Origin of the sequence: Halomonas daqiaonensis (genome assembly GCF_900109725.1) — a bacterium.
GTDB lineage: Bacteria > Pseudomonadota > Gammaproteobacteria > Pseudomonadales > Halomonadaceae > Halomonas > Halomonas daqiaonensis.
In genome coordinates, this window is sequence record NZ_FOBC01000008.1 from 149,416 (window position 1) to 172,969 (window position 23,554).

Below are 23,554 nucleotides of genomic sequence, written 5' to 3' on the forward strand. Positions count from 1 at the left end.
CTACGCCGTTCTCAAAACAGCTTCGATCAGTGGATTTTCGCGATGCCAATTTAGAACTCTCCTTGCGAACACAGAATAGGTTGCTTGTGGTTGAATTGCCCTATGAAGATCTGAGATGGCCTCATCGAGTCGTGTCTTTGCGTCTGGATTTCCTGCAGCGTAGCTTTCATGGGCGCTGGATGCGGCCTGCACTTTCTCTTCCAAGATAATCGCGTGCCTTCTTCGTTCTTCGACGAACGCCGTGTGGTTCAGGTGGTACGCAAGTATCGAAACCTTACCACGTTCGCACCGCTCATCTCCCTCGTCGGTGTATGCTGGCACCGCTTGGCCATCCGAAGTAAAGTCGATTTCCAACGGATCACCTGCATTGCATGGATCAATAAGCTTTGGCCGCTCGTGGCACTCCTCCGCAGCACACGTCGCTCTTGGGGCATCATCGAATAAAGGAAATTGATTTCCCTTACCTCCAGTTACTTTCGTCTCTTTATCCTTTCGAAGACTGTTACAGAACGTACAAGCGAACCGAAAGTTCCAAAAATTAAAAGCGGACCAGGGATAAATTGATTTGGGCCTAAAGTGGTCCACAGCTCCGTCGGAACGGATGTCTTTGGATTCACAGTAGAAGCATTTTTGGTGTGAGGCCGCTTTGAGGTGCTCTTTGCAGTCTCGCCAAACGATTGAGTGATCTTCGATTCTATCTGGCCCGTCAGAAAGAGCGGCAGTTGCGCGCTTGTCGAAGTCTTCGGGTCTACCAACAAATGCAAGATCAATGAATCTCATTCTTCTGCGCTTCCCGATGATCTGGTCAAAGCAGTCTCCACGAGCTTACGAGCTTCCTTTGGGTCTAAGCTTTTTGTACTTTGACCTGCGTCTGCAGCACCTAATGCAGTGCGCTCTGCACGCGCGCGCAGATATTCTGTGTAGACCGGATCGCGCATTTGGTAGTGAAAGCCAAATTCTTCAAGCTTAGTCGTAGCTTTTTCAAGCTCATCTTTTTCAGACTCTGTCAGTTGGTCTTTGGCAGAAAGTGTTCGCTGAATTTCCAGCAATTTTTGGGTGGTAGTGTCTACAGCAGCGTTAAGGTCAAACATCTCACTCGTTATCACACCGGAGTATCCCATCCCCATTGGATCCATGCTTGGCTCCTCCGCAGAAATACAGAGCGTTTCATCGTCGCGTCTTAAGATCTGCACTTGCTCTTTGAGAAGCTCCGCAACAGCGATCGGGTTGTGCGTCGCTAGAAGGACATGGCTGGACTGAGTATTGTCTTTTTCGTCCTTTAGAAAATCTCGAATATGCTGGATGTACTCGACGCTCCAACGTGGGTTGAGATGGGTATCAGGCTCGTCGAGCAAGAAAAGACTTTCCTCGGCGGAGGTGAATTGCAGCAGTCCCAGAACCGTGAGAAGTTGTTGTTCCCCCTCGCTCAATTCGCGGAAAGTCACCGATCCATCATTTTTCTTAAGTTTTACTCTGATTCGCACTTCGTCGATCAAATCGGACACATGCGTACTTTCCAGATCGCGGAAAAATTCGGCCGACGTCTTTCCTTTCGCCAGTTCTCGCAGGGCATCAATGTCCTTGGCGTAAAGATACAGGTACTCAAGAGTCCTGGACCGCCGAACATCATACGTTTCTCGACGCTTGATGCGGATCGGGGCGAGCGAAATTTCATAAAGCTTGGCGAGGAAATCGCGAACGATCCCTTTCGAATTCCAGAATCTGCTATCTCCGCCTGTCGCGTTCTTGCTGTACCAGTACGGCTGCTTTAGAACGAAAAGAACGGATTCTATACCACCTTCTTCAAGACCCAACTGTTTTTGAAGGAATGCGTTGGTCCGCTCTTTGTTGTTCACGAGGAACGACAGGAGCACGAAGTTGCTATGCACCGGCTCAGCAAAGAACATGCGCTTCAGGCCAGGATCCTTATTCTTGATCAGCTTGTCGTCGTAATTCTTGAGGTAAGCGCGAAAGACCTCCCTCATCCGATCGCTTTCGCCAGAGTAGTAGCCGAACAGGAAGCGCGGCAAATGCTCCGAGTCTTCGCCGACGAGCTTTGTTCTGCTGATCGATGCTCCTTCGAGATCATCGAAAGACGCGCCAACCGGATAGGGCTCGGGATGCTTATCTTTACTGACGGTCTTTGCTTGGTAGGCTTCCTTTCGTTCGGGGTCAGCGTCGATGTAGACCCACCGATCATGGATTTCGTAGGCGATGCGATACTTGATCGACGGTACGTTTTTCTTTCCGTGCCTGTCCGCCCCCATTAGCAGATCGCGGAAGATCTCGGTCAGGGCTTCAAGCACATTGGACTTACCGGTACCGTTCCGGCCAATAAGCACGGTGATCAAGTGGTCCTGGGAGAAATCAATCGTCAGGTCCCTAAGGTTCTTGTACTCGTCTACCCAAAGCCAATCGATGCGCATCAGCTTACCTCGGCCGTCGCAAGGCGCAACCAATCTTCGTCATCGCGCCTTTCGACTTCGATGACACCGTCTTCGACAAAGTTCTTCAGCTGGCGGTAGAACGCCTCGACGTCGTCTGAAGTCGAGCCATCTCCGATCCCCAATTCCTGCGCCGCCTTCGCGGCCGAGATCCAGTCTTTCTGCTTTTCGAGCACTTCGATCAGGTCGGTCAATGTCGGCCTCCTTACCTCAGACTTGCGGGTTGGCGCGGATTTACGGCCGCGTTTGGCAGCTTGGTCCCTTTCGGCCTTCTCGGTCTTGATCCGCTCCAGAAGGGCCGAGGCGGGTTCGTCCTCGGGGTCCTGGGAGACGAGCTGGCCCGAGAAGGCTTTTTTCAGGATGGATTGGCGCAGGGCGTCGGCGCGGGTGAGGGCGGCGTCGATCTCGGCGTCCAGCGCGTCGGCGGCTTCGAGCCGGACGTCGAGAAGACGGGTGATTTCGGCTTGTTCGGCGGGAGAGCAGATCGGGACGGGGAGCGCCTTCAACACTGTTTTGTTGATTGAGGCTAGGTTTGTAGTCTGCTTGCCGCCCGCTTCGAAGTAATCGCGGCCATAGCTGTTGCCCCACTGCGAGACGAATACGGACCACCCCTTGTCGTGACGAAATGGCGTAGCGCGGAACACATGGTTCTGAGTGATGCAAATTTCGATCTGATCTTCCCAAATCCAACCACGGCCCAGTTTGTCGCGGTCGCCACCTTCGTTAAATAGGATGTCCCAGGTGCGCAGACTGAGCGCAGACAGTTGTGACTTTTCGACCGGCATCGTCTTGATCTCGGCAAGGTCCAAATGACCGCGCTGGACATTGGCGACGCGAAGGTAAGGGGTCTCGACGGGGTCCTCGAGTTTGCGCGCTTTGCTAACCGACATTCCTGACCCAATATGCGCGATGTCATTCAAGCGGACGTAAACCCAACAACTTGGCATCTTCGGCAGCACGGCGCGCTCTGCTTCAGTCAATGCGCCACTGGGTTTGTATGTCTCGGGTTTCCGTGGCTTTGGCCCTTTCGAGCCGTCGCTTTTCCACGTGGCCACAGCATCTTGCCAGCGCTGAAATTCGCACTCGTGCCATGCGTCTCGGTCTTTCTCAAGGCGGGCGAGGAGGGTTTTGGGGTCTTCCAGCTTGTCGGCATTCTGCGTGCGCCAGTCCGCGGTGAGGCGGCCTTCGAACGCGGATTTCAGCAGGGACTGGCCGTAGAGGCCGAGGGATTTTTTTGCCGCTTGCAGACTTTCGATGCCCTTATCTATCTCATCGAAGAGCACCTCTACCCGCTCTACTATGCGACGCTGTTCGTTGAGGGGAGGCAAGGGAAATAAACAGCGTTTTAAGAAGCCAAAATGTCTTGAATAGCCTCGATTAGGAAGCTTTATAGCAAAGTACAGGTGATAGAAAAACCTTGGAAACAGGCCATTAGCCACCTTTAAAACCTTCACTCCGTCAGCTCCTGGAGCAAAATCTTTCTTCACGAACTTTAAGCACCTCGTATGATCACCAAAAAGCAGCAGTGGTTCTTCAACCTCTATTATTTTTGTCTCATCGTTAGTGAAGCCGCTATAAAAAGACGCTCCTTGATCAATCACAGGCCAATTACCTTCAGACAAATATTCTTTCTGAGGTATTTTCTTGCCAGCCGTTGAAATGATTTCGAAAATCTCGTCAAAACTAGCATATAGCCAGTATTTTGGAATATCAGGCGAAACAGGCGTCCATTCGTCCGTAGCAGTAGGCTTTGCGTGATTCATTATGCCGATAACGCCTTATTAATTTCAGTCATCATATCGTCCATACCATCGCCAAAGAGGGCGTACATTTGCCCCAGACCGCCTCGGCAGTCAAAAGGGGCCATATCGAGATCGTCGCGCTCGATGGTAAAGGAGGTGGCGAGATGGTCGCGAATCATGCGCAGCCATTCCATCTGTTCCTCGGTGAATTTCTCGCCCGCTCCGGAATGACGGTTAAGCACCCAGTTCTGAAAGTTGCGCCGCACGCGCTCGGAATGGCGGGTGAGCGTTGCATCTAGCCCTGTTACCCGGCGGATCAGCGCCACGAGGGCTGTCAGATCGCTAGCGGGGTTGTTGCCCTTGTAGTCGTCCAGATACGCATAGGCGCGCCAGACGTTGAGCGGAGCGAGGCGCGGGCGATCCTCGGTCAGTTTCTTCAGCACTTCCTTGACCATGGCGTAGGTGACCTCGGACCGACGGGCGGGGGTGTTAAAGTATATTGACAGCGCCTCGATCTCGTCGCGGTTTTCGGTCAGGTACTCCTCGAATTCCCGCGCGATCTGCTTGGCGTTTTCGGCCACGTCGCCCGCCCACTCGGCGCGCAGAAGCGTGTCGAGGTTGTCATGGTCGATGGTCTGTTCGTTGTCGCGCCGGATCGTCTCCATCAGATTGATGAGCGGGCCGGTGAAGACGTTGGCGGCTTGTTTGATGCGTTCCTCGCGCGCAGCCTGCATAGCGGCATCATCCGGCTCGGGGTGGCCCGCGGCCTTGGCGTCGGCCTCCACTTTATCGGGGTCTATGGCATCGAAGAGGTCGCGCACGATGGCTGTGAGAGGCTTACCCGCCTCAGTCGCGATCTTCTCTTGGTCCTCGGCGCCGAGCTTATTGTCAAGCCGTGCGAGGCGAGCGGCGAGAGAACTGACGGACTCCTCCGACCGGTCCCCCATCATCAACCCCATGGCGAGATCTTTGAATGGAATCGATGGCTTGGTGTCTAGCGGTTGGCTAGCCGTCTTCAGCGATTTGGTCACGCCGACCGCGTCGACGATGACATAATGGGTTTTGGCCTGGGCCGAGGGAGAGACCTTTTTCAGGTCATCGTGTTTCAGAACACGGGTGCCACGGCCCTTCATTTGCTCGAAGTAGGTCTTCGACTTCACGTCGCGCATGAAGATCAGGCATTCGAGTGCTTTGACGTCGGTACCGGTGGCAATCATGTCCACGGTGACGGCGATGCGCGGGTAGTAGTCGTTGCGGAAGGCCGACAGCGAGGATTTCGGATTCTTCGCGCCGTTGGTGATCTTGCGGCAAAAATCGTTGCCTTCGCCGAACTCTTGCCGGACGGTTTGGATGATGTCGTCGGCGTGGCTATCGGTCTTAGCGAAGATCAGCGTTTTCGGCAATTCTTTCCGACCGGGGAAGATCTCCGTCCACTTGTCACGAAAGGCGCGGATTACCGTGCGAATCTGGTCGGGGTTCACGACGGAGCGGTCGAGCTGGGTCGCGGCATAGGCCTGTTCCTCGTCCTGTGTCTCCCAGCGGCGGGCGCGGGTTTCACGCTCACGCTTCTCGACCAGTTGCTCCGCCTTCAGCGTCTCACCTCCCCAGCTGATCTCGGTCTCAATCAGGTAGATTTCATTGCCGACGTTGACCTTGTCGGCGACGGCCTTCTCATGGGTGTACTCGCTAACGACGTTCTTTTGGAAGAACCCATAGGTGCGGTTGTCGGGCGTGGCGGTCAGGCCGACCAAGTAGGCGTCGAAATATTCGATGACCTGGCGCCAGAGGTTGTAGATGGAGCGGTGGCATTCATCGATGACCACCACGTCAAAGTATTCTGGCGGCAGCTTGGAATTGTAGACGACCGGCAGTGGTTCCTTGCGGCGCCATTTCTGCTCGGCCGGATTTTCGTCTTCTGCGCCTTCTTTCAGTTCTTCGCCCTTTAGCGTGGCGTACATGCGCTGGATCGTTGAGATGACGACCTGGCTGTCGTTCGCGATTGAGGGTGAGGTCAGCCGCTGGACGTTGTAGAGTTCGGTGAACTTGCGGTTGTCGTCGTTCGGGATAAAGGCCATGAACTCCTGTTCGGCCTGCTCGCCGAGATTCTTTGTGTCGACGAGGAACAGGATGCGGCGCGCGCCCGCGTGTTTGATCAACCGGTATACTTGTGTGATCGCGGTGAAGGTCTTGCCCGACCCGGTCGCCATCTGGACTAGGGCGCGTGGTTTGTCTGTCTTGAGTGAGGCTTCGAGGTTCGTTATCGCCTTGATCTGACAGTCGCGCAGGCCATCCGGGTTAAGATCCGGCAGGGCCGCGATGCCCGTGCGCAGGCTCTTAGGGGCCTGTGCCCAGGATTTCAGGGTTTCTGGTCGGTGAAAGGTGAAGACCTCGCGCGAGCGCGGATTCGGATCGCGGGCGTTGGTGAAGCGGGTGACTTGGCCTGTGCTCTCGTAGAGGAACGGGAGCGGTTCGGCGTTGGTGACCCATTTCAACTTGGCGTTGGCGTAACCCTCGGATTGTTCTTCGACGGAGGTCAGGCGGACTCCCCAATTGTCAGGCTTGGCTTCAACCACACCGACCGCTTGCCTGTCGGCGAATAGGACGTAGTCGGCGGGCCCGATATCTGTCTGGTACTCGCGGACGGCTACGCCAAGGCCGACATTGAAATCGAGCGCGTCCTTGTCCTGAACATGCCAACCGGACGCCCGTAGGCGTTCATCGATCCGGTCCCGGGCGACCTGCTCTGGTGTTTGGTTGACGTCACATGACATTCACTAAAGCCTTAAATTCAATAAGCTTTTTAATGATAGCGACCGGCTCCTGAAGACACAATTGTCTATCGGGTGAGATTAGCTGTGACAGCGTCACCTCGAAGCGCTGCGCCCCTCATGCCGTGGCTCCCGAAGGCTCCACCCTATGGGAGATCAGCCCCTCAGACTCCGCCCGGGCTAACTACTCAAAACTGCAATCTATGCAAAAAAAAAAAGCAGCGATCCCTGTGAGCCAAAAATGTCTTTGCCTAAGCCGCCCCGACAGGAGCGGTATTGGCTTATGCTACGAATAGCTGACTCGCAAACCACCCTAGCAAAAGCTGATGGCTGACTCGTAAGTCTAAAGTAATACTTTTTCTAGGCTATAGCGATGACCGACATGCGGCGTTCCATTTCCTCGTAGAACGCGTCGACCCGCTCGGCGATGGTGCGGATCAGCGCTTCATCCCGGTAGGCCCGCTTCACGAACAGCGGCATGCCGGGCCAGTAGCTGACGAAGTCGATCCATTCCCGCTCGCTGACCCACAGGCCACCCTGGCACTGGGCCACGTGCTCCTGGGGTAGCGCTCCCTCGAGCAGCAGCTCAATCTGGTACTTGGGCAGCTTGGTCTTGATCTCGGCCAGGCCACAGCTATCTACCAGGCAGTCCGGTGAGTAGCCCACCCCGTGGTTGAGGATGATGCCAACCTGCTCCAGGCGGGGCAAGCCAGTGGCCTCGTGATAGAGCTCGCGGGCCACGGGCTCCAGCTCATGCCCCCGCTGGGTGTGGGCATTGCCTTGGAAGGCATCGGAGGGCTCACCGGTGATGCGCTCACCGATCAGCTGGTGCATGTAGCTCAGTGCGCCGGCACCGAAGCCGGCCGGCCCCTTGCCCTTGACCAACAGGGTCTTCAGCTCGGACATGGTGATGATGCCCAGGCGTGCGGCATGCCACTCGGGCGTGCCCTGTTCCAGTGTCAGGATCTGCATGACGATCTCCTTTTCGATGACACGGCATAGGCAGCGAGGGGCTGCCCCCTCGCTGGCCGGTCAGTGACGTTGATGGATCAGTGGTGTTGACGATCGGGCCTGGCGCGCTTCTGCAGGGAGGCCCGGAGCTTGTCGAAATCACTGCGCGGTACCCGCTCGGCCTCGCCGTACTTGCCGACGAACCATTCCTGGGTGGCAGGGGGACAGACAGCGATCAGTTGCCTGAGCTGCCCTGCCTGGAAGGACGTGACGAGTTTCACCGGGGCGGACGCCTGGCCGTTGTCGTCCTGGCCGCGGGTGGTGATGTTGAGCAGGGCGCAGAGTACATAGCGCTTGCCGTAGCTGGTCGAGGAACCGAAGGCCTGGACGGCATTCTTGCTGCCGCTGGTATCCGCCGGCAGCAGCATGCTGGTCTCCTCGCGGTGGCCGTCCTGGTGCATCAGCACCCCGGTGACCTGGATGCCGCGCTCCTGGGTCTGGATCCGGAAGCTCACCGCGAAGCCGTGCTTCTGCATGATCGGACGCACGGTGTCGACGATGTCCTCCAGCGTGGCGTAGGCGCCGTTGTTGCCCTGGCCGCGCTCGGCAATGCTCGGTAGTTCGGTCTGCATGGCTGCCATGGCGGCGCTGTAGGCCATCAGCGCCTGGCGATCGAGCACGCGCTCCTGCATCTGTAAGAGACGCTCCATCTTGTCGATGTCGACCTCGGGATTGAGGGCGGCGCGCTCGATCACCTTGATGATTGACGTGCTCTCCTGAAGGGGCTGGGTGACGGGTGTCTTGCCGTTGGCGTCGGGGGGGATGGGAGTGGCCATGGGGATCTCCTTACTGGTAGCGGTTGATGACGTCCTGGAGCTGGTCGGTAGGGACCGGCTCCAGCGACACGACCACGCGGTAGAGATGGCCCTTGGCCAGCACGTGGGTCTGGGCTTGGTGCTCCCTGGCCTCCAGCAGCTGACGGGTCAGCTGGGTCAGGGCGCGGCAGATCTCAAAGGTCATGGGCGGTTGCATCGGCACCTCCAGAAACGCAAACGCCCGGCCGTGGTGGGCCGGGCGCTATGCCGTGGTGTGGGAACGGGGATGAAGATGGTGAAAAGAGGAGCGAGCCGTGACGCAAGGCTCCCTGAGGATCAGCTGACCAATGCCATGGCGGACGTCAGGGCCTTGTCCTTGAGGCTGGCCCCCTGGCCGAACCAGGCAGAGTCCATGCGATAGTCGTTGCTGCGTGCGCGCTTGTCGTGGTCCACGTACTCGGTGATGGCGTTGAGCAGGCCCCAGGCGGTGCCTTGCGCGGTGCACAGTCGGGCGCCACGCCCCTCGCCATGGAACAGCTTCTGCACGCGGTTGAGCGCACGAACGTTGGGCAGCTTGGAGGGATCGTCCAGCGGCGCCTCGGCGTTGCAGATCACCGACTGAAAGTAGGTCTTGATCTCCTCCTGGCTGACCTTGCGCTCGGCCAGGGCCTTCATGCGGTACATGAAGTCGTCCCATTGCGAGACCGAGATGCCCAGCTGCTGCTTGACGCGCTGGGGATTGAACTCGGTGCTGTGCGGTACCTTCACGCCCTGGGCCATGCCGTCCACGGCGATGGTCAGGGTGTTGTTGCACACCACCCGTACCGAGGTGGGCGTGGCCACCGTCGCCAGCGAGCCATCACAGGAGGTCGCCAGCAGCAGGTAGGCGTTGACCTGGTCCTGGCCCTTCAGGGCGGTACCCAGGCCGCTGCGGGCCAGTGCCCAGAACTTGCGCCCGCCCTTCAGCACCCCGGCGGTTTCCAGCTCATAGCCCGCGTACTCGGTCAAGTCCCGGTAGAACTCCAGGACCTCCTCGGGCTGCACCACCTTGTAGCGCTGCGAGACCACCGACAGTGGCGTCCGAGTGTCGGAGCGGTAGAGCACCTTCTGTTCCGGGAAGGAGTGGATGCTGCCTAGGTGCCCCGCACCATCGTCGATGAAACGCACCGGAGACGCCTCGATGTGCCAGTTCATGCCGGCCTGCTGCCGCCAGACCTCCAGCGGTTGATGACGCGACAACTGCTGCCCCAGGCCATGCCAGGGGGTGTCGCCGACGTAGGCCATCTGTTCGAGTTGATGTGCCATGAGAAACCTCCAGGACGAAAAAAACCGGCAGGTCGCCGGCAGTGAGGGAGAAAGTGAGGTGATGGGATCAGTCCAGTACCCGAAAGGCGTGGCCACACCCCAGGCAGAGCCAGGGTGAGCCTTCGCCGGGAGGAAACAGGTGTTGGACCATCTGGTGGCCGGCGGCGGCCCCGGCGATACCGCTAGAGGCGGCGGCCATCACGGCAACGGCAACACGGCTGAGGGGGAAGTGCGCTGAGGAAGCCGGTAACCGACCAGGCGAGTAGAGCGCTGCATAGGCGCCCTTGAGGGAGCCGGCCAACGCGCCGGTAGCCGTCCCCAACTTGCGGACGGTCTCGAGATTGATCACGCGCTGCGAGACACAGCGCGAGCAGGGTGGGGGCATGTCATGTCTCCTGTGCCTGCGGAAGAAGCCTGGGAAGGACTGGGCTCACTGGAGTGATATAGGTCTCAATTCTTTTGCACTTGAACACTGAGGCCGCCGACTCTGTTTACGGATAACCCGCTCAAATTGTAAAGCGAAAGCTAATTTAAAACACTCTGGAATGACTGCTTGCTCTCAGCTTGATATTAAGTGGAAGGAAAAATAAAGCTAAGCTAAGTTTTAATCTCGAGTCTTTGATATTTCCGGATCGTGTTATTTCTTTAAACCTTGGTGGCGACTGGCGGTCATCAGTGGTGGTGCCCCTTAAGGCAGTGTCTTCCATCTACTTTGCTAGAAGAAGATCTAATCCAAACGGTTGGTATTAGTAAGAAATATGCAATTATTAGAGCACAGAGCGGGGAGAGGCCGGCCTTGAATTATCAGTATTTTACGAGCCTCGCGCTTGCAATGGTCGGCCTACTTGCGGGCTGCTCGCATTCGGTGCAGCTTGAACGCTTGGCGCCGCTCGAGTCCGGGGACGGCGGCATGCCCTTCCGCATGGTGGTGTTTGAAGCGGACGGCCGGCTACGCGATGCCCACCCCTTGGCGCCGCAGGACCTGATTGCCATCACGTCCACGGTGCCTGGGGGGCGAATGTCCGTCCTTGGTGCTACCGCTTTCGGAGATGAGGCGCTCATTGAGCAACATTCGAGCGCCCAACTGCCGGTGTGGGTGCTCAAGCAGTTCGAGTCGATGACGCTGGAGGTGCCGGCGAACGCGATTGGCGGACGAGCCGATATCAAGGTGTGCTTCACGCCCGAACTCACAGGCTGCGCTGCGACTGTCGACCTTGCCGGCCCGGCGGGCAAGGCTGAACGTGCCATCGCGGCTGCTGGCCCGCTCCGAGTTAGGATCGTTGGTCGCGAGGCCGCACGAGCGCAACCCGGTAGTAAGGTGATGATTGAGCGTAAGCTCCAGCATGACCTGCGAAAGCGTGCGGAACTCAGGGAAGACACCAAGTGGCTCCTCAATTCGGTGTCGAGCGCGCCTGCCGAGGTTAGATCCGACGGAACACTTCCTGTGCCCACAATCGCACCGACGAGCGTGCTCATTGCCGGCCGCGATCGTGTCGCGGGCGACGACAATCCCGACATTGAGGCTGCCCTGTTTCGCGCGATGGCCGGTGCTCTGGACACTGCTGGGCACGCTGTGCACGCTTGGCACCCCGGTCGCAGCTATGGCGAGCAGCCGACATTGTGGCGGCTCGCGCGCTGTCTGAGCGCCGTAGAATGGCGGGTGGACACCGAGCCGCTGCCCGGCGAGCGTGACTGGTGCGAGGCCCACGGCATCGACGAGCGCTTTCATCCTAAGTCGGATCTTGCCATCTGGCAGCGCTTCACGCTGACGCCCGGACCGCGAACCTGGACGTTGGTAGATGCCCGCGGGCGTTCGCACTCGGTGCCCTATCTTTTCGGGCGATCGGTCGAGGACGCTGTGCGCCACGTGTACGCGCGACGGACCGGCCATCCGCCGGGACGCCATCCCTCCTACAAGGACTGCACCCCTTACTTAGTGGTGATCCCCAGGGAGGGCGCCGGCCCCAAGGGCGGATCTGATCCATTTTTTGGTCAGTGGCCGCCGGCTGAACGCGCGCCGCGCCTCGATGGGGTTGCGTTGCTCCCAGACGACGTGGTCCACGTGAGCTGTGTTGAGCCGCGCCCCTTGCCCAAACCTTAGGTTTTCTCCAGGCTCGCAAAGGAGCGCAGCTATGGCCGATAATCCTCCGCGGGTGGAACTGCAGGGACTCGCGGGCGTTGCGTCTCTCATCGGCGCCGACAACGACAGCGCGGTCGAACCGTCCGGCACGACGCACGTCCTCGTAGGCTACTTCAGTTTGCGTATCGACGCGCTCGGCAAGCGCTTCGACTCCAAACCGGTATTATTCGGGCCGAGCGGCACGGTGGGTCGCGTCGTGTCGGGAGGCGAGAGCTGGCGGCTAGGCGAGCTAAGACGTCAGGCGTTCACGTTCTCGCCGCAAATCGAACTCGCTGGTTCGCCGCGCTGCCCCCGCCTAGTCGCGTCGCGGTTGCTCCTCGTGCAGCTCGCAGGCGATGGGCTCCCGCCGCTCCTGTCGGTTGAGGACCTAGCGCTCTCGCTCGTCCCGACGGCGCAGCCTGGCGCAGCGCGGACTGTGCGGTTCCCGACAGCGGCCGGTGTGGACGAGCACGCGCTGCTTCGCCTCGCCCACCCGGCGATCCGCCGCTCCAGAGGGTACTACCTGCGTCCGGATGCCAACGGCACTATTGGCATCCATGTCGGCGGCGCCGACGGCGGGATGGTGATGGATCATGCCGGCGTGGTCGACCTGACCGCGACCGACGGCTGTCAGCTGGTGTTCCGGCTGCGCGATCGCGTGGGCGCAGACGACGGCTGTCTCGCTTTCGAGCCGCGGGCGACCGGAGCGCTCTCTATAGGCGTGCAGCATGCCGCAGGCCTCACGCTAGATCCCGACTCGTCATTTGCCGGTACCTTTGCCAACCTAGACCGCGCGGTCGCCCGAGGGGGATTCTTGTCCACCGATGCCTTCCACGCTCCTGAGATATCGGTTGCGCGGGTCGGCAGTGATGGGGCCGGGGCGGGAACCATGCTCTTCGGCCGCCGTGAGTGCTTCGCCTTCGAACTTGAGATACCCGAGGAAGGGCCGTTCGACCCAGCTGGCCACATCGCCGAAATCCGCTACGAAGACCCGTCGCTGACAGCGGGTGGGGCCGCACAGCAGCGCGACCTTCGCGACCGCTTTTACGGGCTCCTGATAAAGGGTCTGGCTAGCGTGCGCGGGCGGCAGGAGATTCTCGACGCCTCGCTCGCCACGGTGCGCCTGACCGCTGGCGAGGGCGGGTTCTTGTTCGAGTTTGAGGCTGGTGGTCAAGTGCACCGCCGCGGGCAGTGCACCCATTCGCTCTTGGTACCGAAGACCGACACCCGTCAGGGCGGCTCGCGCCGCCTGGGTATCCCGCTGGGCGTGCTCGACCTCGAAACCGCCGACATCTCCGCCGGTCTCAGCCCGGAAACGCCGAGCCCCATACGTTACCGCAGCGCCGACACTTCGCTGGTGCTTAACAATCCGGTGCTGAGCGGACCCCCTCTGGGCCTTAGTGCGGGCGAAGACGCGAGGGCGGTACCGGGACATGCGGTGGCTGCGCTGAACCTCCATGGCCAACGCGCCAGCGAGTTTCGCCGCTGGCAGCTGGAACGCCGCGAAGGTGACACAGATCTCATTTTAATTGCCGACGAGGCTGGCGTGCGTGTCAAGGATCCGAAGTGGTCAGAAAGCTTTGTCTCGAGACCCGACACCTTCGCGTTGCTCGAACGGCCTGGTACTAAGATCGCCATCGATCAAACGGTAGATATCCCGCCGGTCGGGCTCGCACGCGCCACGGGCACAGCGGGCGTTGAGGTCGAGTATACCGTGGTGTCGGAAACAGAGGACCTAACAACCGGCGAGAAACTGCTCGCCTACTCTGCGCTTATAGCCGGGCTTTCGCTCTATGCTTTCCGCAAGCCACTCATGAAAGCGTCTGAGGCGTATCTGCCGGACGACGATCTCAAGATCAAGTACACCAAGCTGGGCGATGATGCGTTCAGGAAGTACGCCAAGAAAAATGGACTAAACGACGTGCTAGTGACCTTCTTCGCCCCTTCTGCCGGCGACCCGGCCGAAGCGCAGCTAGAACGCTTCATCGACGACAACACGCCCGACGGACCGGAAGTGAAGCTGCTCAAGTGGCCGCTTGCGATGGGCCTATCGATGGTCATGTTCGACGAGCGGGATGGCGCGCACCGGCGCTACCTTTTTGAGCTCAGCCGCGCTCGCGACCCGGCGGCGAAGCCGGGCTTAGCGTTCGACCTGAGCGCGGTAAGCGCGGTAGAGCCTGGCTACCTCGGCTGGACCAACGGTGATTGGAGGAGCATGGGCGAGCGTGACCCAATGCTTTGGCCTCGGCTTGCGGATACGGCGAGTGGACGCAGCGATCCAAGCGATGCGCAGTGGGTCGGTGTGATGATGCGCGACATCCCAGTCGAGTTCGTCACCGACCCGCAGGTCGATGACTTTATCACTAAGCATCCGAACGGCGCGCTGGCACGGCTCTACAAGGCTATCAACTCGGCACTCATGCTGCGCTACGGCTGGAAAGATTCGAGCGGAGCAACGTGGTACGTGACGCTCGCGAATGCGGTCGGCTACGACTTCACGCCCAAGGGTTGGGAGTCGTTTATGCGCTTCGAACTCGATAACCTCGTGCTCACGGGGGCTAGCGGCAAAACGGCTGGAGGCAGCGGCGAGCTCACCTGCACACTCGAGAGGATAAGAAACGACGAAGATCTTCCGCTGGCCGTGCGAGGGCGGTTCGGCATTGACGTTACCAATACTGATCCCATAGGCATGTTTGAGCTCGCGGTGGAGAACGCGGACCTCTTAGAAACGAACTCAGTGCCGGGTTTCGAGAAGGTTCGTGTGAAGGGACTCACGAGCGACCTGAAGCGAATCGCGGTTACCCTCGAACTGCACGCGTCGGCTGGGCTTGGTGCGGCGCTCCCCGTCTTCAGCACCGAGCACCCGGTACTCGCTTCCTTGGTAATGAACCTCTCTGGGCCGCCCGACCAGCGTATCCAGATTTCCATCCCGACAGATCGCGAAACCAACCTGTTCGGTAAATTCCCATTCACGCTTCAAGGGGTTTATCTCGAACTCGGTGAGGCGCGCAACCGGTTTCTGGTGCGCGGCTGCATAAACCTCGGCGTTGTCGGTTTCGAGAGCATCGGCGCCGATCTCGTGGCACTGCAGACGGACTCGGGGTGGGAGTTCGATGTCTACGTGAATGAGATTGATGCAAACTTTGCGATTGGCGACTTCAAGATCCAGGGGCTACTGTCTTGGGCACCGGACCATGTCCCTATGGAGAAGCTCAGGGACCCGTGTGGCTTCCATGAGCCGCTGCCCGGCAATGCACTCACCGAGGTTGGTGAGAAACGCAACTTCTGGGGGATCCTCGGCTTTCGCTCCGGGAAGCTAATGGGCGACAACCATCTCTTATTGAAGATCGGCACTCGCGGCGAATTAACCTATTGGATCGGTGCAGCAGTGTTAGATCGCACGATCCCACTCGGCAGCGCCGAGCTTCAGAGGCCGGCCCTGTTGGTGGCGCGCAATGCCGATTTCGGTGGAAACCTGCGGAAAATGCTCGTCAATCCGTTCTCTTGCATCGCCAACGCGGTGCGCCCACCCGCTGGCACGCTGGAGGAGAAACGGGCATGGCTCGCCCAGTGGAAGCCATCGGCCGACATTGGCACATTGATCGCCGGCTCCGGCTACTTCCACATGGACGAGCGCATCGCCGCCTCGCCCGCGGATGAAGACGCGCCTGCTGCGCCCAAGTACCTGACCTCAATCCTGGTAACCGACTCGGGGCTTTTTCGGGTCGACGGACAGGCAAAGTTCCTGTATTCGGCAATCATCGGCTTCACCGCCGCCATAAACACGCGCGACCAACACATACTGGTCGGTTTTCGCACGCCCAAGCTTGGCGGACCGGATCCGAAACAGCCCAAGTACCTCGTTTACCCAGGCCAGCTCTACATGGGAATTGGCTACGGGACGGAGCCGTCCTTCCTGCTCAGCATCGGCTGGCCCGATCTCGCCCGGGGCTCCGACATTGAGCGCGACTGGAGCAAGGCGACGAAGGTGTACGTCGCCGATATGTTCCCGATCAACACGTTTTGGGGCGGCTATCGAGCGTTGGTGGAAAAGGTAACGGTCGGTGGGCATGGGCGCTGGCATATCCGGTTTGGATACGCTCTTCGCGCCGGCTGGACGCGGTCGTATGAATTTAGCGGCGCCAACATCGCCCGGGCGTCGGCCGAGCTCGGGGTCGCGCTCGGTGGGGTCATCGAGTTCGAGATCAACTGGAACGAGCTGACGGAAGCCCGGGCTGGACTATCGGATAGACTTCCAGTGCTCGAGTCCCTCGATCGCAACGTCAGTCGCTTAATGCGCGCGAGCCTTGCGGAAGCGGATCAGCTATTAGTAGAGACGGTTGAACAATCGATCGAGCTGATGAGAGGTGCGCTGAGCGCGGAGTCGTACGACGTTGTGATGAGCGCGGCGGTTTACGGTGATGCTTGGGGCCAGGGTTCGGCCGAGTTTCTTGGCGTGACGCTCGCCACGATCAACATCGCGCTCAGACTGCGGATCCACTTCTGCGGCAGCCTCCGTCGCGGCGTGACCCGAGCTCACGGCCGAGGTGAGATTGAACTGAAGGTGACCGTCATGTGCATCGACTATTACGGTTACGCCGGGTTCGACTTGTGGCTTGTACGCGGGGCGTGTCTGGGTCCGCTGCAATCGGGTCCACTGATGACGTCTGGGCCGACTCTGCTGGAATCGCTGCTCGAGCGCCTTGAGCGCGGGACCGCCGCTGAAGGAGAGTGCGCCGATGAGTGACAGGACCAAACTGCATTCGATGGCGGTGCTACGCCGCGAGGCGGATGGCCACTATGCGCTGGTCGTACGCTGGTTGCTTGGCAACACCGATGAGGCTCTGCCGCTTGACGATGACCGCTTCCGCGTACGTTGCCGGTTGTCGGGCTCGGACCGCTACCTGCGCCCAGATGGCAAGTTCGGTGCCCCGGGAGAGGAGCACGTCATCGAGAGCGGCCCGCGCAACTTTTTCATGCTCGATCCGCCGCGCGTGGCGGAGGTCATCGGCACGTCGCCCGACGGGAGCCCGCGCTATTGGGCACGCGCGCAGGTTCCGGGAGGACCAGTCGTCCCAGCCCACGCGGCCGGCGGCTCGCTGCGCTACGGCGAGCGTCTCGAGTACAGCCATCCCCTGGGCATGATTCACCTGCTGCAGGAGTCGACCCCGTCGCGTCAGGCTTGGCGACTCGCGAACACGGTCGCGCCGGCGATGCGCCAGCGCCTCGACGGCATCCGGAGCATGAACAATGGCCTGCGCGCGCTCGGTGATGATATCGAACTGGCCGCCGAACGCTCCGCCCGGCGACTGGGACAGTTCCTAGTGAGGCAGCGCCTGCGTCCGCTCGACTTGCCCCTCCACCTGAGCCGCGCGCACGTGCGCCTGATCGCCGGGGTGCGACTTGGGCAGTTGCGCGTCCCGGCTGCGTTTGAGATGCCCGGAATCTTCCGCCTGAATGATGCGTCCCGGACTGCGGAAGAGCTCGCCGAGGACGTCGCGCACGGTGCGCTGGTTTCGAGCGCGCTCGACGACGAGACGCTCATCGAGCGCCTCGACGCAGAGAGCAACGGCCGATCGCAGGCGCGGCAGCACCTGCGGCTGCGTGCACTGCAGGGGGGCACGCTCATCGATTTCTGGTGCAACCCGGATGCACCGGTCGCGGCCTGCGACGACGGTGCCCGCGGAGCGGTCTACCCGGCATCGGAGGTCATGGGTACCGGCGTGACCGTCGGGCGGTTCTCCGCGGAAACCGTCGACGGTTGGATTCATTACGGCGACACCATTGAGGTAAGCGTTGAGCATTCCCCAGGCCCTGGGAATGATCGCGCCGATCGCCCGCTCGTGGACGGCAAGGTCGAGACGCCTGGCAATATCCTCGAGGTCGACCCGCGGCCCGCGCGCTGGGAGACGGGGGAAGCGCCACCGCTGCGAGCGGCGTTGGAGCTGAAACGCGCCGTAAGGAAAGGCTCATCGTTGCCACCGCCAGCGCCGAAAGGCGCTCAGATCAACTACGACCTCGCGCAGTCAAATGCCGGTGACGTCGGCACACCCGGCCGCCCCGCTGAACCTTCGGTGGCCTATCAGACGGGGGAGGGCAAGCTACAGATCCTGATCAACCCGCCAGCTCAACCGAGAGGAGCCAGGAGCGTCTTCTCCTACAATGTCTACGGCATCTGGGAAGGCGCGCCCGGGATGCAGCACTACTTTGACAACCCTGATGCGGATCCGCCACTCGATACACTCAAGCCCTGGCGCATAACGCGCCGTTACTCGTTCGCACGCGACCTCGCACCCTCGTTTCCCGGAAGCAGGGAAGTGGCACACCCAGCGGTGGCGCGAGCGCTCGCCGATCCGCCTTGGTCCCCTGTCTTCGAGGCACCCACGCGCACCATCGATCCGAGCGAGGCCCCCGATGTGGATGTCGGCGCACAGGAAGGCTCCCGGCCTTTGCCACCGGCTGGACGCGAAGGGATGACCACATGGTCGCTCGATCTCCGCAAGGGTATGCGTAGTCCGATCCGAGTACCGGCCGATGTGGTACGCGGCTGGGACCCGTTTGGCGCGCTCGCCGACGATTGGACGCCAGAACATGATCGCGACGGCAATCATCTAACCGACCGTCCCCAGCGCTACCGGTTTTGGGTGACGTCGGTGGATGCGTTCGAACAGGAGAGCGCTCCTGTGGCGGTGCTGGCCAACGACGCGCAGGCCGGCGAATTCGCCTCCAATCTGTTCAGTCCGCGCTGGCGGGCGCCACTGCTCGGCCCGCCGCTTGCGGTAAGCGAGGATGGGGACGACGTTTTCTCCGTGACGTTTGACGAGGAGTCGATGAGCCTCGAAACTCGCTGGCAGACGCCGTACCGCAACAACCTCGCCGAGCACGACGGAGCAATAGCGGTGCGGGTCGATAAGGACATACTGCGCGCCCACGTCGTGGTGTTTCGTCGGCGCATCCTCGACCGCGCGCCGCCGGAACCGGAGAGGGCCGACCTGATGAGCCAGCACGGCGGCGTGTTCTCGTTGCCGCAGTGGACGCACCAACTCCAGGAGATGCGCGAACGTGGCTTCGTGGAATTCCATCGCGTGGCCGATATCGGTCCCCCCACGTCGGGCGAGAGCTGGAACCACGACTTCCCACTCGAGTGGGGTGACCGCGGGTTCGAATACGCAGTTGCCGTCGGCTTCTCGATCGCCAGCGACCGCGCGCCATTCTGGTTCCAGAACGTTGTGCCGAGCGAGACGAGTGAAGGCCGCCGCGCCGTCCTATACATCCCGGACGGCGACGTCTTCAAAGAGTCCTTGCAGAGGATTGCCGACACTCCGCGGGTCTCTGACGTTGCAGTCACCGATCCTATTCGCGTGGTCAATGACGCTGAGCCGCGGGGTGTCACGGCGATCGACGCCGACCTACCGCTGATCGCGGCTAGCCCGGTGCTGCCACCGGGGCGGGTGCGCCGCGACCACGTTTTGCTGCGACTGCTGGCACACGATTTCGCGCGAAACGGCTTGCCGTTGCGGCCCGAGCCCTGGGCAGGCACCGATCGCGCCCTCACCGTCGGCCAGCAGGTGATGTGCGAGAGTGCGATGCGCCGGGCGCTCGACCGTTGTGGCACCCGGCCCGACGTGATCTACACGGACCGCTACGCTGTATTGCGTCAGATGCTTGCAGAGGAACTGGATGCGCGCCCGGCGGAGCGTGTCCTACGCCAGCACTCGACGGTTGGGTTCCGCGGCGTGAAGACGCTGCGATGGCGGTACCGCCCGTTCGCGCTCCATGCGCCTAATTCGGACACGGAGGCCGAGGCGGTACTCACGCGTATCTACGCTGTGCGCTCGCCGATTGAGACGGCCGACGCGGCTGGCTACGCCACTTTCGACGTGCGCGGTGAGCTGATCGCTGAGACGCCACCGCGCTACCGGCTTCAAGGCCCTGTTGATGACGGCAGGGAGCGCTTTCTCGCGATCGCAGAGCATGGCCAGCCGACACTTGTGCGCTTGGCGGCGAGTGACGATACGACACCCGTGTTTGCGCTTCTAGCGGAGGTTGATTCACCCGAGAGCGCACAGCCGATACTGACGCTGCGTGCGCTCAACGACGCGAGCCTGCCCTCCGCCGCGCGCCTTATTGGCTTCGCGGGCCAGCCGCGTGTGGACGTGCCGATTACGGACTTTGAGGCGGAGTCGTCATACGAGTTGGACGTACCCGTGGGTGGCGGTTATCCAGAATTCTTCTGCTGGTGGATGGTATCGGTGTCGGCCCACGGCCGTGAAGCCCGCGCTGCACGGCGTGATGCGGTCCCCCTAGCTGCGGCTATGACTGTGGAGCCAGCCCCACCCGTGGCGGTGGTCGCCGGGCCGCCGGTGCGGCGTGTTGGCGACGAGCTCAACCCCGAGACGGAAGCGCACCGCCGGTTCCTGCCTGAGACGATCGACACGGTGTCGAAGGCGCGCAACAATCCGCGACTGGTCTTCTCGTGGATCGATCCTCGCGAGTCGGTTGGCGCCCGCCTCGTAGTACTTCGGCAGCGCAAGCGCGTGAGCGAGGATGAGACTCCTCGGCTGCGCTCCCTCGATGTCGAACGGACACCGTGGACGGCGATCGAATCTATCGACAGCGCTGATGTGGACGCGCCGCTTGACGCCGCCGACGCCGAGTTGCTGGCAGGCACTTGGCTTCTCGGAAAGCCGGTCGAGCCGGACGATGTGGGCGATGCTACAGACGAGGATGTCCTTATTCGCCCGGAGCAGGGGCTGTCAAGCGTCAGCGGCATAATCGAGCTTGAACGCCGCATCGGCGCCGATGTACGAACAGTGCCCGCATTTGTTGACTACTACCTCGCCAACGGCGAACCACGCTTTGCGATGGATGGTAACTGGCTGTACCGATATCGTCTCGCGAGAGCGATTGACCTGGATGAAAATGGGATTTTCGCCCTGCCGAATGATAAACGTTACTTGCTTTCGCGCAGCACAGAGTGGACGCCGTATTACCGCCCAGAGACGCGTGAGTTCGAGGTCCGGCTCAGCGAGTACCGCAACGACCCGGACCCAGACTTGGTCGAGCCTATCGTAGAGTTGCACTTCAGGGTGCTGACGAATCGGCCGCCTATGCGTTTTGAGTCGCTGGAGGGCTCGGAAATCGTGCGAGAGTGGTTGTATCGGATAGTGGTGCGCCGCCGGGTCGACCTTGCGCTCGCCGTAGAGGGTGATCCGCGCGGCTACGCGTGGGTGGATGTCGGCTATCCGGTCGAAGTACGCGACGGCGCGGATACGGCAGTGGTAGTTGACGATGTTGTCGATCGGGCTCACCCGGACGATGCACGCACCTTGGTATACGACTTTTCCGTAACGCAGTACGCCATGGTGGAGGTTGATGGCCGCCTGACGGAGCGACTAGTACGGACCCGAAGGACCGGAGCGGACGGAACCGGCGAACTTCGCGAGATCCGACTGCCGGAGATGGCAAGAAATGGCGATACTTTAGTCGAGCACCGAGTTCGCCAAGATGTCGTGATAATCTGAGCCAGTCGGGCCGCGACGCTGTGCAACAGATGGTCGATCTGTGCACGCTTTGGACGTACTGGTGACTTGAAAATATACATGGCGACCAATAATCACAACCAGTGCTACCCGCTTGAGGGAGGCAAGAGTCCTGTTTGAGAGGCATGAGGCTGGACGGTCGTACTTCTCTCGCACGCGATCAAGCCAGTTCACTCCTGTATTATTGCCGCCGTTTCTCGAATAAATTAGCACGGCGGTAGGTCGCTTTAACTTTGTTCTCGATGGTATATGCTAGAGTTATTTCAGCAATGTCTCTCGGGAGGCTGTAGACTTCTCCAGACCAGTCGCGAAAGCTGGAGTGTTACCCATGAGGAGCGTCGCCGACTCTAGCTTAACCAGCGTGAAGTTCAATTAGCATCACACCTAGGAAATGGTGAGCCGCATTTATTAAATTAATATTAACTAATTAATTGATGAGTTTTTGCTTCGAATTCAGCAATACCATTGATTGCAGGCTCAACGAGCGCTGCCACCTTTGTGAGGGCCTCTTTCCGCTCTTCGAAGTAGTCATGTCGGTCGTAGATGCCTTCAACGCCCTTGAGCTTGTGGTTCAGGCAGCGCTCCGCGACATGACCCGGCACGCCAGCAGCAGCCAGCAGGCTGCGACAGGTGCGGCGCAGGTCGTGTACCGTGAACTCGGCGATATCGCCCATTCTGTTCTCTGGCTGCGGCTTCTTGCCTGGCTCCTTGCCGAACAGCTTGGCAATGGCGCGATTCAGGGTGTCCTTGCCCATGTGGGGCCGCTTGCTGCGGCGCCGGCTGAGAAAGACGTACGGCGAACCGCAAGCGCGGACCTTGAGCTCTTCCAGCCAGACCACGGCTTGTGGGGGGAGGGGAATGACGATCCCAGCGCCTGTCTTGCTGCGTTTACCTGAAAGCTCCCACTGCTTTCCCTTCAGGTCGAACTCAGACCACTGGGCTTCGGTCAGCTCGGTCTTGCGTACCCCCAGGACGAGCAGCAGCGCGCAGGCGAGGTAGTTGTCGCGGCTGAAGCTGTCACTGTTGTCCCTGAAGACCTGGAAGACATGGCGAAGCTCATCGATGCTTAGCGCCCGGTCGCGGCTTTTCTCGAGGCCGCCTGCATCGTTGACGTTGAAGGCCGCAGCCGGGTTGTAGGTGAGCAGCCCCAGCTTGATGGCGTGATTAAACAGCTGCTTCAGGTACATCAGGGTGTCGTTTGCGATGGCCGGGCGGCCAGTATCAGCAACCTTTCTGACAATGGCCCGCACGTCCATGGGGGTGACGCTATCCAGAGTGAGATGCCCGATGGAGGGGGCGATCTCTTTCTCGAAGATCCGCTTCGGGATGTTTGGGTGCTTGAGGCGCTTCTCCAGGTCCTGGTACCAGTCGCTGAACAGCTCCTGGACGGTGTGGATGACGACCCGCTCTTCACGCTTGCGCTCTTCGATGGGGTCGGCGCCGTTGCGGATAGCCTTCCGGGCCTCTCCAGCCTGCTCGCGCGCCTCAGCCAGGGACAGGTCCGCAAATTTATCCAGCGTCATCTCACGACGCTTTCCAGCGACGGTATACCGAAGCATCCAGTAAGGCGCTCCCTTACCGGGGATCATCAGGTACAGGCCGTTGCCGTCGTTGTAGCGTCCCGGCTTGCCGTCCTTGATCAGGGCCTGGACCTTCTTGGCAGTGAAGCTACCCATTACCCCTCCCAGAGAGCGCCATCAAAAAATTTGAAACAAATGTTTGAGTTCTTGGAGACCAGGGTAGGGCACGCCTCATCAAGTGCATGTTTACACGGCCTATGGCGCCTGGTTGGCAGGGGAGGGCTGTCACTGGAAAGGGTGGGTAGTCTCGGGGTGAGTGTTTGCAGTGGGGAGTACCCATGGGAAAAT

The 23,554-nt window shown here is 60.3% G+C and carries 13 protein-coding genes; 3 read left to right on the top strand and 10 right to left on the bottom strand.

The genetic code is table 11. The annotated features are described in order from the left end of the window. The 9 genes from BMY30_RS17600 to BMY30_RS08660 form a co-directional block, all read right to left on the bottom strand. Positions 1 to 780 (bottom strand): HNH endonuclease family protein, encoded by a 780-nt coding sequence (locus BMY30_RS17600; RefSeq protein WP_139195495.1) that lies wholly within the window; start codon positions 778 to 780, stop codon positions 1 to 3. Then, positions 777 to 2,426, bottom strand: coding sequence for an AAA family ATPase (locus tag BMY30_RS08625; RefSeq protein ID WP_089712592.1), 1,650 nt, complete (start codon positions 2,424 to 2,426; stop codon positions 777 to 779). The genes BMY30_RS17600 and BMY30_RS08625 overlap by 4 nt, the downstream gene beginning before the upstream one ends. Continuing rightward, positions 2,426 to 4,207: a restriction endonuclease subunit S gene (locus BMY30_RS08630; protein ID WP_089712594.1), complete on the bottom strand. Its 1,782-nt coding sequence runs from the start codon at positions 4,205 to 4,207 to the stop codon at positions 2,426 to 2,428. The genes BMY30_RS08625 and BMY30_RS08630 overlap by 1 nt, the downstream gene beginning before the upstream one ends. Then, a complete protein-coding gene (locus BMY30_RS08635; protein WP_089712596.1) occupies positions 4,207 to 6,957 on the bottom strand; it encodes a type I restriction endonuclease subunit R in 2,751 nt (916 codons plus the stop codon). The genes BMY30_RS08630 and BMY30_RS08635 overlap by 1 nt, the downstream gene beginning before the upstream one ends. A gap of 357 nt (positions 6,958 to 7,314) precedes the next feature. Further along, positions 7,315 to 7,926 carry a lambda exonuclease family protein gene (locus BMY30_RS08640; RefSeq protein WP_089712598.1) on the bottom strand — a complete coding sequence of 204 codons (612 nt, stop codon included), beginning with the start codon at positions 7,924 to 7,926 and terminating at the stop codon, positions 7,315 to 7,317. Positions 7,927 to 8,003: 77 nt separating this feature from the next. Continuing rightward, on the bottom strand, positions 8,004 to 8,741 hold the full coding sequence (locus BMY30_RS08645) for an ERF family protein (protein WP_089712600.1): 738 nt from the start codon (positions 8,739 to 8,741) through the stop codon (positions 8,004 to 8,006). Between the two features lie 10 nt (positions 8,742 to 8,751). Then, the gene (locus BMY30_RS08650; protein WP_089712602.1) at positions 8,752 to 8,937 is read right to left on the bottom strand and encodes a hypothetical protein; all 186 of its coding nucleotides are present in this window, start codon (positions 8,935 to 8,937) and stop codon (positions 8,752 to 8,754) included. Between the two features lie 119 nt (positions 8,938 to 9,056). Further along, the gene (locus BMY30_RS08655; RefSeq protein WP_089712604.1) at positions 9,057 to 10,025 is read right to left on the bottom strand and encodes a DUF932 domain-containing protein; all 969 of its coding nucleotides are present in this window, start codon (positions 10,023 to 10,025) and stop codon (positions 9,057 to 9,059) included. A 67-nt stretch (positions 10,026 to 10,092) separates the two neighbouring features. Next, a complete protein-coding gene (locus BMY30_RS08660; protein ID WP_089712606.1) occupies positions 10,093 to 10,410 on the bottom strand; it encodes a hypothetical protein in 318 nt (105 codons plus the stop codon). A gap of 411 nt (positions 10,411 to 10,821) precedes the next feature. Between BMY30_RS08660 and BMY30_RS08665 the strand changes: the two genes are divergently transcribed. From BMY30_RS08665 to BMY30_RS08675, 3 genes are read left to right on the top strand one after another with little or no spacing between them, the layout of a single operon-like run. Next, on the top strand, positions 10,822 to 12,126 hold the full coding sequence (locus BMY30_RS08665) for a hypothetical protein (protein ID WP_089712608.1): 1,305 nt from the start codon (positions 10,822 to 10,824) through the stop codon (positions 12,124 to 12,126). Between the two features lie 31 nt (positions 12,127 to 12,157). Continuing rightward, positions 12,158 to 16,891: a hypothetical protein gene (locus tag BMY30_RS08670; RefSeq protein WP_089712611.1), complete on the top strand. Its 4,734-nt coding sequence runs from the start codon at positions 12,158 to 12,160 to the stop codon at positions 16,889 to 16,891. Continuing rightward, entirely contained in the window at positions 16,884 to 21,668 is a 4,785-nt protein-coding gene (locus BMY30_RS08675) for a hypothetical protein (RefSeq protein WP_089712613.1), read from the top strand. Before BMY30_RS08670 ends, BMY30_RS08675 begins: the two co-directional genes overlap by 8 nt. A gap of 437 nt (positions 21,669 to 22,105) precedes the next feature. On the opposite strand, the gene BMY30_RS08680 is transcribed toward BMY30_RS08675, so the two are convergent. Then, positions 22,106 to 23,362, bottom strand: a complete 1,257-nt coding sequence (locus tag BMY30_RS08680; protein ID WP_089712615.1) for a tyrosine-type recombinase/integrase — start codon at positions 23,360 to 23,362, stop codon at positions 22,106 to 22,108. Positions 23,363 to 23,554 lie beyond the last annotated feature (192 nt).

Excerpts from the sequence above, each read along its gene's own strand:
- BMY30_RS17600 (WP_139195495.1), bottom strand. The coding sequence starts at position 780 with ATGAGATTCATTGATCTTGCATTTGTTGGTAGACCCGAAGACTTCGAC.
- BMY30_RS08625 (WP_089712592.1), bottom strand. The coding sequence starts at position 2,426 with ATGCGCATCGATTGGCTTTGGGTAGACGAGTACAAGAACCTTAGGGAC.
- BMY30_RS08630 (WP_089712594.1), bottom strand. The coding sequence starts at position 4,207 with ATGAATCACGCAAAGCCTACTGCTACGGACGAATGGACGCCTGTTTCG.
- BMY30_RS08635 (WP_089712596.1), bottom strand. The coding sequence starts at position 6,957 with ATGTCATGTGACGTCAACCAAACACCAGAGCAGGTCGCCCGGGACCGG.
- BMY30_RS08640 (WP_089712598.1), bottom strand. The coding sequence starts at position 7,926 with ATGCAGATCCTGACACTGGAACAGGGCACGCCCGAGTGGCATGCCGCA.
- BMY30_RS08645 (WP_089712600.1), bottom strand. The coding sequence starts at position 8,741 with ATGGCCACTCCCATCCCCCCCGACGCCAACGGCAAGACACCCGTCACC.
- BMY30_RS08650 (WP_089712602.1), bottom strand. The coding sequence starts at position 8,937 with ATGCAACCGCCCATGACCTTTGAGATCTGCCGCGCCCTGACCCAGCTG.
- BMY30_RS08655 (WP_089712604.1), bottom strand. The coding sequence starts at position 10,025 with ATGGCACATCAACTCGAACAGATGGCCTACGTCGGCGACACCCCCTGG.
- BMY30_RS08660 (WP_089712606.1), bottom strand. The coding sequence starts at position 10,410 with ATGCCCCCACCCTGCTCGCGCTGTGTCTCGCAGCGCGTGATCAATCTC.
- BMY30_RS08670 (WP_089712611.1), top strand. The coding sequence starts at position 12,158 with ATGGCCGATAATCCTCCGCGGGTGGAACTGCAGGGACTCGCGGGCGTT.
- BMY30_RS08675 (WP_089712613.1), top strand. The coding sequence starts at position 16,884 with ATGAGTGACAGGACCAAACTGCATTCGATGGCGGTGCTACGCCGCGAG.
- BMY30_RS08680 (WP_089712615.1), bottom strand. The coding sequence starts at position 23,362 with ATGGGTAGCTTCACTGCCAAGAAGGTCCAGGCCCTGATCAAGGACGGC.